This window comes from Bradyrhizobium sp. CCBAU 65884 (genome assembly GCF_028128835.1).
Taxonomy (GTDB): Bacteria; Pseudomonadota; Alphaproteobacteria; order Rhizobiales; family Xanthobacteraceae; genus Bradyrhizobium; species Bradyrhizobium ottawaense.
In genome coordinates this window covers 196,530-209,922 of the sequence record NZ_LBJU01000128.1, presented here as the reverse complement: position 1 = coordinate 209,922, position 13,393 = coordinate 196,530, and the positions used below count along the sequence as shown (strand labels likewise).

Below are 13,393 nucleotides of genomic sequence, written 5' to 3'. Positions count from 1 at the left end.
TCGCCCCGGTGAAAGGGCGAGAGTCGGCGATCCCGTCGCGAATCGCAATGCGGCTGGACGGGACCGGGTTTAGGATTTAGGGGGAAAGACGCCCCCAGGTTCCAGTCCGAAAAGCGCACCCGGCATGACCGAGCTCAAATCCGACCAGTTCGAGATGCGGCGGCTGGAATCGCTCAGCAACACCATTTTCGGTGTCGCCATGACGCTGTTGGCCTACGACCTGCCCAAAGCTGCGGTCTTCACCAGCGTGCCCGACTGGAGCGATCTCGCCCACGTCTATTCCGGCAAGCTCGCCGGCCTTGCCCTCAGCTTCATCATCGCCGGCGTGTTCTGGATCAGCCATCACCGGCGGCTGGCGCGCCAACCCGTCGGCAGCCGCGGCGCCGTGATCCTCAACCTGTTCTTCCTGCTCTCGATCGTTCTGCTGCCTGTCACCAACGGCCTCTACACCAATTACAGCATGAGCAGTGCGGTTGCGGTGCTCTACGGGCTGCACCTGACCGCGATCGCCGGCCTCAATGCCTGGCTGTGGTGGACGATCCTCGGCGGCTGGCGCCAGGAGATCATGGCCTCGCTGTTTCCGCTCCTGGTGTTCATCCCGGGCACGATCGTGGCGGCGTTCGCCCCGCATATCGCGCCTTTCGTCTGGTTCATCGCCTTCGGCGGGCTCGCGATCCAGCGCTTCTACGGTGCGCGGACCGGGCCGGGCGCGTGAGGCCGTGCCTCACCCGGACGTCGCCCCGAACCCATCGGCCGGCACGTAAAGCTTGACCGGGCGGATTTCGTAAACCGCAGTCGGGTTGACCGCACGCAGTTTCCGCGCCGCCGCGATCGCCTCCTCCTCGCTGGCGCATTCCATCAGGTGGAAGCCCAGAAGCTGCTCCTTGGTCTCCGCAAACGGGCCGTCCAGCACCATGCCCGCGCCGGGGCCGCGCAAGGTGCGGGCCTTTCGGGTCTCATCCAGACGGGCGGCCGGCCCGAACTGCCCGCTGGCCCGCAAGGGGGCCTGAACCTCGATGACCTTGGCCACGACTGCGGCGTCCTGCTCAGGCGTCCAGGACAGGATCTCGTCTTCCACGTGGTAGGCCAGGATGGCGTACAGCATCGTCACCTCGTTGTTTTCTGCACCGATCCCAGAGGACGTAGCACCGCAGGCGATGCCGACAATCCCCAAAATAAATTCAAGCATAAGATATTGCGTGGCCGGGCCGCGACGAAACCGTCCTGAAACCCGATTGCGGCATTGCCGTGTGAACGCCGCCGGAAGTGGTCGCGACTGATGACCACAACAACAAGATTTCTGCTGGAGGCGGCAATGTCGGGTCACATCAAGATCATCTGCGACGCACGTCGTGCCGGACAATCTCAGACGGCCGATCTGCACGACCAAAGCGGCCATCACCGCTATTACGGCAGCTCGGCCGAGAATGGCGGCGAGCGCATCGTCGAAAGCCGGCGCGGCAAGCGGCCGCGCGCGCTCGGTGTTTGCGGCTTCTGAAGCCTCGCGCCCGATGTCCCATATGGACGTCCTGCAAATATCGATCGCGGCGATGCCGTTCCTGCTCGCACTGACGAGCCGGACGGGCAAGGTCATCGTGCCGTGCCTGCTGACGAGCATCTTCACGGTGCTGCTCGGCGGGGAGCCCCACCGCGCCGTCGTGGCCTGGTGCGTCGGCATGCTGATCGCCGCCGTCGCCTTGCGCGAGAGGCTTCGCACGGGCTGAGCCGGCGGCCCGTTACGGGGCGTTCAAGACCTGCTTGACCAGGGCCTCGCGCAGCGCCGCCAATTCGCCGCTCGCCTCCATCTGGGCGATCGCCTTGCCTACCTTCGGCACGAGATCGCGATGGCGTTCGTGCAGGTAATGGTAGATGTGGATGCGCTCGAGCGGCGGCGAGAGCGGGTGGATCCTGGCCTGCAGATTGAGTTTGCGCACCGCGGCGAGCCCGCTGAAGAGGTCGGTGACCATCACGTCGAAACGATCGGCATCGAGCATCCTGACCATGTTGTCGAGGCCAGTGGTCGCCGTGACGCGGGCCATGCCGCGGGTGCCGGCCTCCGAGGAGCCGACGCCGCGGACGATGCCGATGCTGTAGTCCCTGATCGAGTCCCAGCCGGCGACGTCGAACCGGAATTTCGTCGCAAACACCGCCGGCTCGATATAGTTGATCGCCGGCGTGACCTGGACCAGCGTCGGGTAGTCGCGCGAGAGCGTTCCGATGCGCTGGATTTCGCCGTCGACCGCGCCGGCGCTCGACAGCGCGAGCGCGCGCTTGCCGGGGACGTCCTCGAACTCCAGCCTGATGTTCAGCCTGGCGTAAACGGCCCGCAACATCTCGCCGCCGACATATTGATCGGGGATGTCGGCGATGCGCGCCAGCCGGATGACCTCCTGCGCCGGCGATGGACCGCTTGCAAGCAGTGACAGGCAGGCGACGATAATCCGCCACATGACGCGCCTCCTCGTTGCCCGAAGCTACCGCTGGATTCCGATGTCCGCCGATCTACCGGAGACGGCGCCTGCGCGTGGCCATAGAAGTCACTGCCCGCCCGAGGTGCAGGCGACGTCCGGACTTTCACCGATGTCATTCTACCACGCGAAGTGGTAGTTTGCGCGACAATCCTGCTAGCGGACGCAAGACATGACCCCGCCGACCTCAAGCCGCCCAGGGGTTGACAGGAAATCGGCCGACGGGATCGCCGCGCGCATCGCGGGAAGGGGAAGTCTCGACGAGCGAAATGCTCGAGGCTGCGACCGCTCGGCCGCAGCGTGCCGCCGTTTCCGGGGATGTGGTGCATGGCCAAGGCTGGTAACGAGGACTCCAATCGCGGCCGCGCCGTTGCACCGGCGGCTGCGAAGCAGGATTTGATCGGCACCGCGCTCGCGCCTTCGATGTTCGCCGCGCTGCTGTCCCGGCTCTTCAACTGGTCGCGCAGCGGCGTCGGGCCGCGCCTGCTCGCCGCCGTGCTGCTGTTCTCTTCGGTCGTGACGCTGACGTTGACGGCGCTCCAGCTCTATCTCGATTATGATCGCGAGGTCGGCCTCATCGAGACCAGGCTCGACGAGATCGGCCGCAGCACCACCGGCAGCCTGGGCGAGAGCCTTTGGAATCTCGACCAGAACCAGCTCAAGCTCCAGCTCGACGGCATCCTCCGGCTGCCCGACATCCGCGCCGCCGAGGTGCGCGAGATTGCCGATCGTCCCAATCCGATCCGCCTCGCCATCGGCGAGCCGAGCACTCGCTCGGTCGTGACGCGCGACTATCCGCTGAACACCAATGTGCAGGGGACCGCACGCGAGATCGGCGTGCTCCATGTCGAGGCGACGCTGACCGACGTCTACCAGCATCTGCTGAACCGCGCGCTGGTGATCCTGGCAAGCCAGGCGGCCAAGACGTTCCTCGTCTCGCTGTTCATCATCTACATGTTCCATCTGCTGGTGACGCGGCATCTGGTCGCCATCGCAGACTTCGTCAGCAAATACAGCCTGGCGCGGCCGCCGCCGCCTTTGCGCCTGGAGCGCCGGCCGCCCTACGATGCCGACGAGCTGGACAAGGTCATCGACGCCTTCAACGCGATGTGCGCGAACCTCCAGCGGGCCTATGGCGAGCTGCGCGAGGCCAATGCAAATCTCGAGCGCGACCTCAAGGTCCGCCGGCGCGCCGAAGAGGACGCGCGTGCGAGTGAAGAGCGTTTCCGCGACTATGCCGAGACCGCGTCCGACTGGTTCTGGGAGACCGGACCGGACCATCGGTTCACCTACATTTCCGACCGGGCCGGTGCCTTCAGCATGGACAACAAGGCGCTGATCGGCAAGCGCCGCACCGATGCCGCGTCCGGCTGCGACGCCGAGCCCGAGAAATGGCGCGCGCACATGGCGATGCTGGACCGCCATGAGCCGTTCCGGAAGTTCGAATATCGCGGCCGCGACACCACGGGGCGGATGCATCATTTCAGCGTCAACGGCCAGCCGGTCTTCGCCGCCGACGGAAGCTTCATGGGTTATCGCGGCTCCGCGACCGATCTCACCGAGCAGCACGAGACCGAGGAGCGGCTGCGCCAATCCCAGAAAATGGATGCGATCGGCCAGCTCACCGGCGGCGTCGCGCACGACTTCAACAATGTGCTCACGGTCATCACCGGCACCATCGAGATCATCCAGGAGGGGCTTGCGGACAAGCCCGAATTCGCCGCGATCGCGCAGCTGATCGACGATGCGGCCGCGCGCGGCGCGGAGATCACCTCGCAGCTCCTGACCTTCGCGCGCCGCCAGCCGCTGGAGCCGCGCGAGATCGACGTCAACGCCCTCGTGATCGAGACCGCTAAACTGCTGAGGCCGATCCTCGGCGCCCATATCGAGATCGTGACCCGGCTCGCCGACGATGCGTGGTCCGCGATGGCCGATCCATCGCAGCTCTCCTCCGCGATCGTCAACCTCGCCGTCAACGCGCGCGACGCGATGCCGGGCGGGGGCAAGCTCACGATCGAGACCGCGAACCGCGAGCTCGACGACACCGACGCTGCGGGCGACGGCGATGCCATGCGCGGCGCCTTCGTGATGGTCGCGGTCGCCGACACCGGCCACGGCATCCCCGCCGACATCCGCGAGCACGTGTTCGAGCCGTTCTTCACCACCAAGGGCGTCGGCCGCGGCACCGGCCTCGGGCTCAGCATGGTCTACGGCTTTGCCAAGCAGACCGGCGGCACCGTCGCGGTCGAGAGCGAGGAGGGGCGCGGCACGGTGATGCGGCTGTTCCTGCCGCGGTCGAAGGGCGAGGCGCCGGCAAGGACCGCGCCGGTCCAGGCGCTCGACACGGCACGCGGGCACGAAACGATCCTCGTGGTCGAGGACGATCCGCTGGTGCAGGGCTATGTCATCGCCCGGCTCGGCAGCCTCGGCTATCGCACGCTGGTGGCCGGCGACGGCGCCTCCGCACTGGCGCTGGTCGACCAGGGCGCCAAATTCGATCTGCTGTTCACGGACATCATCATGCCCGGCGGCATGAACGGGCGGGAATTGGCCGACGCGGTCCGGCTCCGGCGGCCGGGAGCAAGGGTGCTCTATACCTCCGGCTACACCGACGATGCCATCGTCCACGGAGGACATCTCGATCCCGGCGTGGCGCTGCTCAGGAAGCCCTACCGGAAGTCGGAGCTGTCGCAGAAGATTCGCGAGGTGCTTGCGGGCGAGCCGCCGGCCTGAGCAGCGCCGGCGGACGAAAAAGGCGCGGCGGGGAAGCCCCGTCGCGCCCGATTTCTTGCTCGCTGGTCCAGGGCTGAGAGCGCCCCGATGCCAAGCCTTGTTCAAAGCTTAGCGGGCGATCCCAGCGAGGTGACAGCGCTTGGTAAGAGACACTGGATCACCTCCTTTCGTTGGTTTCGGAAGATTTCAATATAGGCGGCATTGCCGCCGCTGTTAAGAGGCGGCGGGTCGGAAGGAACCGGGCGCGATTCGCAAGGCTCAGGACGGCCGGAAAGCGACCTCCTGAACAGTTGAGACCGCCGCCCGGCCGTGTTAGGGAGCCCGTAACGCGGGTGTAGCTCAATGGTAGAGCAGCAGCCTTCCAAGCTGAATACGAGGGTTCGATTCCCTTCACCCGCTCCAACGCCCAGGCCCTCCGCTTGAAATGAGGGCTCATTGTGGATCGCAGAAAAGTTGAAGCCTGCTTGCTGACGTCGATCGCCAGATGGCCGGAGCTTTGCGATAGGAACTGACGGTTGCCTGCTTGTTCGTACCTTTGGACAGCGACCTGAGCCAGCCGGCTCATTCGCTCGGGCGAGCCGACGGTCAGGAAGGCAAATCCACCTGAAAGCTCAGTAGCACGCAGGCATCAAGCCAAGTCGTGGATATTGCCGATCGATTGCAGCCAGCTCGATCCGCATTTGCGCGATGATCCAATCCCGGATCTCGGCGGCAATGGGCCGCATGGGCCGGTTGCGTGGCGGCAGGAACTCGCAGAGACGGCGCGTGGTGGTGAGTGTATCGGAGGCCGGCACCAGCGCGCCTGTCAGGAGCCAATGCGAGGCGACCGTCAGCCAGCCGAGCGCGATGCCTTGGCCGAGCAGGGCGGCCTGCATCACGACGGCATAATCGGTGAAGCTGAGCCCCTTGGCCGCACCGCGACGACCGGTGAGCAGTGATGCGTAATCCGCGGCCCAGTCGCCCGGCGTCTCGGCGAGGCGGATGATGGTGTTGCCCTCGGTGGGATCGGTCGCGCCGAGATAGGTCGGGCTGCACATCGGCAGCATCGCTTCCTTCATCACCAGCGTGCCGCCGGACGACGGCTCGTCGCGATCGCGGAAGCGCATGCCGAGATCGACGTTCTCCACCGGCCCGCGTAATGCGCCGGAGATCAGCTGGAAGCGCAGATCGACCTGGGGAAACTGCTTCTGGAGTTTGTCGATGCGCGGCATCAGCCAGTGCGTGGTAAAGGCAGAGGAGACCGACAGCGTCACGGTCTCGGTGCCCTTGCGGCGCCGCTCGATCTCGACGAGGCCGCTCTCGATGCTGCGAAAGCCTTCGAGCACGCGGCGATAGAGCTGCTCGCCTTCCTCGGTGAGCACCGCGCGGCCCGCCTTGCGGTCGAACAGGCGAACGCCGAGATGCTCCTCGAATTGTCCGAGCATCCGGCTTACCGCCGGCTGCGTGACGTTGAGTTCGGCGGCAGCCGCCGTGAAGCTGCCATTGCGCGCTGCTGCGTCAAAGACGAACAGGGCGTTACTTGAGGGCAGCATCCTGCGCAGCTCGGGCATAACGTCATGTTATGGGCGCAGTGAGAATTTGGCAATTGCCGAGTTTTGCCAAGTCTGGTGTCATTCGTGTCACAGCCTAAAGACAGGGTGTTCGGGAGACAGTTTTGGTGCGGCGCACGCTGTACCCGCGATTGCTCCGGGATGCTGTCTATAAAGCAGGCTTATGGCGCGCAGTGAGGCACGTCATGACAGGGAACGAGGCGAGGGCGATCGTTGGACAGACGAGCGGAAAGCGTCGAGATCCGGTCCGCGAGCAAGGCGTACGGCGCCGTTCGCGCTCTCGACGACGTCTCCCTCAATGTCGGCGCCGGCGAGTTCGTCTCGCTGCTCGGTCCCTCCGGTTCCGGCAAAACCACGCTGCTTGGCATCTTGGGCGGCTTCATCCTGCCTACGACTGGCACGATCCTGTTCGGCGGTCGCGACGTCACTTACATGCCGCCGCACAAGCGCGACATCGGCGTCGTCTTCCAGAACTATGCACTGTTTCCGCATATGAGCGTCGGCGAGAATGTCGCCTTTCCCTTGCGTGCACGTCGCTTGCCGAAGGCAAGCTGGCCCGACAAGGTGCGCGCGGCGCTCGCGATGGTCGGCCTCGCCGGCTACGAGGAGCGCGGCATCGCGCAGCTCTCCGGCGGCCAACGCCAGCGCGTCGCGCTCGCCCGCGCCATGATCTTCGAGCCGCGGCTGATCCTGATGGACGAGCCGCTCTCCGCGCTCGACAAGCAGCTGCGCGAATCCATGCAGATCGAACTGCGCGCGCTGCACCGGCGAATCGGCGCCACCATCATCTACGTCACCCACGACCAGCGCGAGGCGCTGACCATGAGCGACCGTGTCGCGGTGATGAAGGACGGCAGGCTGATCCAGATCGACGAGCCCGCGCGGCTGCACGACCATCCCGCCGATTCCTTCGTCGCGAGCTTCATCGGTGAAGCCACGATGCTGTCGGTGCGCCGTGTCGATGCCACCAGCGTCGCGCTCGGCAACGCGCTGCTGCGTAGCGCCCGCGCCATCCCCGACGGCGATGCGCTGATGCTGGCCGTGCACAGCGAAAAGCTGCTGATCGACGATGGCGCACAGGATGCCGCCTGCAACCGGCTCACCGGCACGGTCACCGATATCGTCTATCAGGGCGAGAGCCTGCGCATCTTCCTGGCGCTCGCTGACGGCATCGCGCTCAGCTTGCGCCAGCCGAGCTATCATCAGGCCTACAGCCGCATCCCGCCGCTCGGCGGCAGCCTCACCGTCACCCTTCATCCCCAGGACACCATCGTCGTGCCGAAGGTGAAGGACTGAACTCAAGCCTTGTCCAACCGAAAGAAGAAACCGATATGTCGACCCAAGCCGCGTTCAGCAATTTCAAGGTCCTCACCTTCGACGTCGTCGGCACCTTGATCGATTTCGAGGCCGGCGTGCTCGCAGCGGTGCGCAAGATCTCGGGCAAGACGCCGGCCGAGCTCAGCGACGAGCAGATATTCGAGCCCTACAAGCGCGGCCGCGACAAGCACTACGAGCGCTCCAGCGAGGCGATGTTCCACGTCTACCGCCATCTGGCCAAGGAGGTCGGACTGCCGTCCGACGACGCGTCGTGCGACACCTTTCAGCTCTCGGTGCTACGCTGGGGCCCGTTCGCGGATTCGGCCGAGGCGCTTAAGCGCCTGCGCACGAAATTCCGCCTGGTCGCAATGACCAATGCCGACCGTGTCGCGCTGTCCGCCTACGCGCACGCGCTCGGCGATCCCTTCGACGACACCGTCTGTGCCGACGACACCGGCGTGGCAAAGCCCAATCCGGAATTCTTCGCCTACAACAGGGGGCGTCAGTCGGCGTTCGGCTACAAGCAGTCCGACATTCTGCACGTCGCCCAGAGCCAGTACCACGACATCGGGATCGCGCGGAAACTCGGCTACAAGGTGTGCTGGATCGAGCGCCGCCAGGGCGTCGCTGGTTTCGGCGGCACGCCGGCGGTGGAGACGCTGACCAAGCCGGACTTCCATTTCCCGACCTTGAAGGCACTGGCCGACGCCGCCATCGGGCCGGCGGCGTAAATCCGTGAGCGCCGGCATGACACGCGACTGGAGCGCATTGCCATCGGTCAACTCGCTGTGGGAAGCCACCGCGGAGCCGGCACGCGACTTTCCCGTGCTGTCGGACGAACACCAGGCGGATGTGGTGATCATCGGCGCGGGCTACACCGGCCTGTCCGCCGCGCACCACATCGCCAAGGACAGCGCATCGCCAATCGTGCTCGAAGCCAACCGCCCCGGTTGGGGCGCCAGCGGACGCAACGGAGGCGTGATCACCGCAAAGTTTCGTCTGTCGTTCCGCGAGATCGATGCCGCGCATGGCCGCGCCATGGCGAAGCGCATGTACGAGATCGCGCATGAATCGACCGACATGGTCGAGGAGCTGGTGTCCGAATTCGGCATCACCAGTGCGAACCTGACGCGCACCGGACAGGTCAAGGCCGCGCATAACCAGACGACGCTGAAGGCCGCGATCGACGAGGCCAACTGGATGACGCGTGAGATGGGTTCTGCCGAGGTCCGCATCCTCAACAAGCGCGAAGTGCGCGAAGAGACCGGCTCCGACATCTTTGTCGGCGGCGTGCTCAATCCCGGCTCTGGCGGCATCCATCCGCTGAATTATCTGCGGGGCCTCGCCGACGGCGTGGCGCGCCGTGGTGTTCCGATCTTCCAGGAATCCCCGGTCGTCAAGCTGCGGCGCGAGAAGAACGGTATTGTCGCCGAGACGCCGCAAGGCGCCGTGCGTGCCAAACAGGCGATCATCGCCACCAACAGCTATTCCGATCTGACTGGCGCCACCGCACATATGCAGCGCACGTTGATCCCGTTCCGCAGCGCCATGGTTGCGACCGAACAGCTGCCGCGCAATCTCGCTGGAAAGCTGATGCCGACGGGGCGGACCTACACCGAGACCAAGCGCATGATGCGCTGGTTCCGCATGGTCGATAACCGCGTGATCTTCGGCGGCCGCGGCGCCTTCGGCAAGCAGGACTCGCAAGCCGCCTTCGACGCGCTGCGCAAGGCGATGGTCGGAATCTTTCCGGATTTGGCCGAGGTCCCGCTCGCATACAAATGGTCTGGCCTCGTCGCGATGACGCTGGACTCGGTGCCCCATATCGGCCGGATCGACGACCGCACGCTGGTCTCGCTGGGCTACAATGGCGCGGGCGTTGCGATGTCGAGCCTGATGGGCCGCTATCTCGCAGCCCTCGTGCGCGGCGAGAGCCCCGATGTCGGGCTGCTCGATGTCAGGGGCATGAGGCCCATTCCGTTCTATCCGCTGCGCGAGCCCGCCGTGCGCATGGTCGCCGGCTGGTATCAGTTTCTCGATGCGATCGGTCAGTGAGATTCTTTTGGAGGAGGCGAGGATGACGATGAAGCAGAAGTTTGGACTGGGCTGCGCGCTGCTCGGCGCAGTCGGATTTGCCGGTGCGGCCGATGCCGCCGACCAAATCACCTTCGTCTCGCAAGGCGGCGCCTACCAGCAGGCGCAGACGGTGGCGATCCTGGATCCCACCGCCAAGAAGCTCGGCATCACCATCAACCAGGACTCGATTCCCGACGCCTGGCCCGCGATCAAAACCCAGGTCGGCAGCGGCAGGCCGATCTGGGATGTCGTCGACACGCCCACCGGAAACTGCCTGCGTGGCGGCGAGCAGGGGCTGATCGAGAAGCTCGACTTCTCGAAGATTCCCAACGGCGCGGCGATGCCGGAAGCCTATCGCAGTCCCTATTCGATCTCCTACGAGTTCTATTCCAGCGTGCTGTCCTACAGCCAGAAGACGTTCCCGAAGGACGCGCCGAACAGCTGGGCAGATTTCTGGGACGTGAAGAAATTCCCCGGCCGCCGCGCCCTGCGCAACCACCCGTTCGCCACGCTTGAGGCCGCATTGATGGCTGACGGTGTCGCCCCGGACAAGCTCTATCCGCTCGACGTCGATCGCGCCTTCAAGAAGCTCGAGGAGATCAAGCCGCACATCACGGTGTGGTGGACTTCGGGTGCGCAGTCGGCGCAACTGCTCAACGACGGCGAGGTCGACATGGAGATGGCCTGGAACGGCCGAGTCAGCGCGGTCGCCAAGGAAGGCGCCAAGGTTGCCTTCACCTACAATCAGGGCGTCCTTCAGAGCACCTCGCTCTGCATTCTCAAGGGCGCGCCGAATCTCGACACCGCGTTGAAATTCCTCAACGAGGCCGTCGATCCCGTGCACCAGGCCAATCTGCCGCTCCACATCGACTACGGCCCCGGCAATCCGAAGGCGTTTGAAACTAACGTGATCAAGTCCGAACGTGCCGCGCAATTGCCGAGCGAGCCGGCGAACGCGGCCAAGCAGGCGCTGATGTCCTACGCCTGGTGGTCTTCGCCGGCCGGCGAAGCCGCCGAGAAGCGCTGGGCATCGTTCATGCAGAAGTGAGACGAGGCAGCGTTGACGATGACAGTGTCCGATCCTTCGCAAAAGCATCAGCGCCGTGAGCACGGGCTGATGCTGGCGCTGGTGTCGCCGGCGCTGCTCGTGATTTTGCTCTTGATCGTGCTGCCGGTCGGCTGGCTGGCCTGGCAGTCGATCTACCATGACGGCTTCACGCTGGAGAACTACCGGCGAGTCTTCACCGAAGACATCTACTGGCGAAGTTTCGCGCTGACCTTCGAGATCAGCCTCGCGGTCACATTGATCGCTCTGCTGCTCGGCTATCCCTTGGCCTATCTCGCCAATTCGGTGCCGAAGGCCTGGAGCATCCTGATCCTGTCGCTGGTCGTGCTGCCGTTCTGGACCAGCGTGCTGGTCCGCGCCTATGCCTGGCTGGCGCTGCTCCAGCGTACCGGTGTGATCAACCAATTCCTGCGCTATTTCGATGTGATCTCCGAGCCACTCGCGCTGGTCCACAACAGTTTTGGTACGGTGGTGGCGACCGTGCACATCCTGCTGCCGTTCATGGTGCTGCCGCTCTATGCCACGATGCAGAAGATCCCCGGCGATCTCATGCAAGCCGGCGCCAGTCTCGGCGCGAGCCCGTCGCTGACATTCTATCGCGTGTTCCTGCCGCTGTCGCTGCCTGGCGTGCTCGCCGGCTGCACCATGGTGTTCGTGCTCTGCCTCGGCTTCTATATCACGCCGGAACTGCTAGGCGGCGGCCGCACCGTGATGGTATCGATGCTCGTGAGTCGCAACGTCGAGCTCTACAACCAGTTCGGTGCGGCCAGCGCCGTCGCCGTCGTGCTGCTCATGAGTGTGCTCGCGATCTTCTTCGTCGTCAGCCGCTTCATCTCGCTCGACCGCGTGCTGGGGCAGAAATGATGCGCATCTCGCCCGCACGGATTGCCCTCTACGCGATCAGCGCGCTGGTGCTGGTCTATCTGATCCTGCCCGTTCTCATCATCGCGCCGATCTCGTTCTCCAGCGCGCGCTTCCTGACCTTCCCGCCGCCGTCGTTCTCGACGCGCTGGTATCAGCAATATTTCACAAACCCGGCCTGGATGCAGGCAACGCGCGTGACGCTGACGGTTGCGCTCTTCACCGTCGTGATCGCAACGCCGTGTGGGGTGGCTGCCGCCTATGCCATCAGCCAGTCCAAGCTGCGCATCATGCGCGTCGTTCATATGGCGCTGCTGCTGCCGCTGGTGGTGCCGATTATCATCACCGCAGTCGGCATCTTCTTCGTCTACGCCAAGGTCGGCCTGGTCGCGACCATGCCCGGCCTCGTGCTCGCCAATGTCATGCTGGGCTTGCCTTATGTCGTCATATCGGTGCTGGCGGGCCTGCAGAGCTTCGATCCGGCGCAGGAGATGGTTGCGCGAAGCCTCGGCATGAACCGGCTGCGCAGCTTCTTCGCGGTGACCCTGCCGCAGATCAAGTCGAGCGTGGTCGCCGGCGGCATTTTTGCCTTCATCTCGGCAATGGACGAGACCATCGTCGCGCTGTTCATCTCCGGCGGCCAGTACCAGCCGCTGACCAAGCGCATGTTCACCGCGCTTCGAGACGAGATCGACCCGACGATTGGAGCGATATCGACGCTGATGACTGCGGCCTCGTTCCTCCTCGTATTGCTCGCAACCACGCGACAGAAGAGGAAGGTGGGATAAATCCTGCGCTGACGGCCCGGCCGCACCGGGCCTGATCCAGGTCAATGTCGCGCGCTCCGGATGGTCTATTCGTTGGTCGCAACTTCGGGACAACCATGACATGACCAACAAGCCGATCGATTGGACGCCGGACCTCTCCCTGCCGACCTCCAAATCCACCGTCCAGCACTTCATCGCCAAGGCCGGCGGCGATCGCCTGGAGATCGACACTACGCCCTGGGGCGAGGCCGACCTCACGGTGAACGGTCAGTCGATTGCTCACCTCGAAACGGCCGCGAGCGCTGGCGACGCATTTCGAACCCTCGAGACGATCGCGGAAGATTTTGAAGCCGGCAAGGAGGCCGACAAGAATGTGCGCCTCGATCAGGTGATCGAGGATGACGAGGTCCGCGAAAAGCTGGGTCTGGCGCGCATCTAAGGCCATCGTGGCCCGTGAGATCGCTGATATCGCTACGGCGATGAGTGCCATCCGCGCGCGTCGGAACGAGGCGGCGCGGATCCCCTAGGAACCATCACATCCCGCACGAGTTGGCC

Annotated in this window: 14 protein-coding genes and 1 tRNA gene; 12 read left to right on the top strand and 3 right to left on the bottom strand. The window is 64.8% G+C overall.

Features of this window, described 5'->3' with window-relative positions; all coding sequences use genetic code 11:
* The first annotated feature begins 124 nt into the window (after positions 1-124).
* Positions 125-715 (top strand): TMEM175 family protein, encoded by a 591-nt coding sequence (locus XI03_RS30340; RefSeq protein ID WP_028141073.1) that lies wholly within the window; start codon positions 125-127, stop codon positions 713-715.
* A gap of 9 nt (positions 716-724) precedes the next feature.
* Here the strand turns inward: XI03_RS30340 and XI03_RS30335 are convergent, their stop codons facing one another.
* A complete protein-coding gene (locus tag XI03_RS30335; protein WP_028141072.1) occupies positions 725-1,105 on the bottom strand; it encodes a YciI family protein in 381 nt (126 codons plus the stop codon).
* Positions 1,106-1,315: 210 nt separating this feature from the next.
* Here XI03_RS30335 and XI03_RS30330 point away from each other — a divergent pair, with 210 nt between their 5' ends.
* Together XI03_RS30330 and XI03_RS30325 are read left to right on the top strand one after the other, a co-directional pair.
* Entirely contained in the window at positions 1,316-1,498 is a 183-nt protein-coding gene (locus tag XI03_RS30330) for a hypothetical protein (protein ID WP_038950498.1), read from the top strand.
* A 22-nt stretch (positions 1,499-1,520) separates the two neighbouring features.
* A complete protein-coding gene (locus XI03_RS30325; protein WP_028141071.1) occupies positions 1,521-1,724 on the top strand; it encodes a hypothetical protein in 204 nt (67 codons plus the stop codon).
* Between the two features lie 12 nt (positions 1,725-1,736).
* Here the strand turns inward: XI03_RS30325 and XI03_RS30320 are convergent, their stop codons facing one another.
* Positions 1,737-2,450, bottom strand: coding sequence for a substrate-binding periplasmic protein (locus XI03_RS30320; protein WP_038972355.1), 714 nt, complete (start codon positions 2,448-2,450; stop codon positions 1,737-1,739).
* A 345-nt stretch (positions 2,451-2,795) separates the two neighbouring features.
* On the opposite strand from XI03_RS30320, the gene XI03_RS30315 reads away from it, so the two are divergent.
* Together XI03_RS30315 and XI03_RS30310 are read left to right on the top strand one after the other, a co-directional pair.
* A complete protein-coding gene (locus XI03_RS30315; RefSeq protein ID WP_271594169.1) occupies positions 2,796-5,201 on the top strand; it encodes an ATP-binding protein in 2,406 nt (801 codons plus the stop codon).
* Positions 5,202-5,529: 328 nt separating this feature from the next.
* A tRNA-Gly gene (locus XI03_RS30310) sits at positions 5,530-5,603 on the top strand.
* Between the two features lie 209 nt (positions 5,604-5,812).
* On the opposite strand, the gene XI03_RS30305 is transcribed toward XI03_RS30310, so the two are convergent.
* Positions 5,813-6,751, bottom strand: a complete 939-nt coding sequence (locus XI03_RS30305; protein WP_038950496.1) for a LysR family transcriptional regulator — start codon at positions 6,749-6,751, stop codon at positions 5,813-5,815.
* Between the two features lie 213 nt (positions 6,752-6,964).
* On the opposite strand from XI03_RS30305, the gene XI03_RS30300 reads away from it, so the two are divergent.
* From XI03_RS30300 to XI03_RS30270, 7 genes are all read left to right on the top strand, one after another.
* Positions 6,965-8,047 (top strand): ABC transporter ATP-binding protein, encoded by a 1,083-nt coding sequence (locus XI03_RS30300; RefSeq protein WP_271594168.1) that lies wholly within the window; start codon positions 6,965-6,967, stop codon positions 8,045-8,047.
* Between the two features lie 35 nt (positions 8,048-8,082).
* Complete coding sequence (locus XI03_RS30295; protein ID WP_028141066.1) at positions 8,083-8,799, top strand: HAD family hydrolase; 717 nt, start codon at positions 8,083-8,085, stop codon at positions 8,797-8,799.
* 16 nt (positions 8,800-8,815) lie between these two features.
* Positions 8,816-10,123 (top strand): NAD(P)/FAD-dependent oxidoreductase, encoded by a 1,308-nt coding sequence (locus XI03_RS30290; protein ID WP_038950494.1) that lies wholly within the window; start codon positions 8,816-8,818, stop codon positions 10,121-10,123.
* Positions 10,124-10,145: 22 nt separating this feature from the next.
* The gene (locus tag XI03_RS30285; RefSeq protein WP_271594167.1) at positions 10,146-11,192 is read left to right on the top strand and encodes an ABC transporter substrate-binding protein; all 1,047 of its coding nucleotides are present in this window, start codon (positions 10,146-10,148) and stop codon (positions 11,190-11,192) included.
* A gap of 18 nt (positions 11,193-11,210) precedes the next feature.
* Positions 11,211-12,074 carry an ABC transporter permease gene (locus tag XI03_RS30280; protein ID WP_271594166.1) on the top strand — a complete coding sequence of 288 codons (864 nt, stop codon included), beginning with the start codon at positions 11,211-11,213 and terminating at the stop codon, positions 12,072-12,074.
* On the top strand, positions 12,071-12,859 hold the full coding sequence (locus XI03_RS30275; RefSeq protein ID WP_028141062.1) for an ABC transporter permease: 789 nt from the start codon (positions 12,071-12,073) through the stop codon (positions 12,857-12,859). The genes XI03_RS30280 and XI03_RS30275 overlap by 4 nt, the downstream gene beginning before the upstream one ends.
* A 100-nt stretch (positions 12,860-12,959) precedes the next feature.
* The gene (locus XI03_RS30270; RefSeq protein WP_271594165.1) at positions 12,960-13,277 is read left to right on the top strand and encodes a hypothetical protein; all 318 of its coding nucleotides are present in this window, start codon (positions 12,960-12,962) and stop codon (positions 13,275-13,277) included.
* The last annotated feature ends 116 nt before the right edge of the window (positions 13,278-13,393 follow it).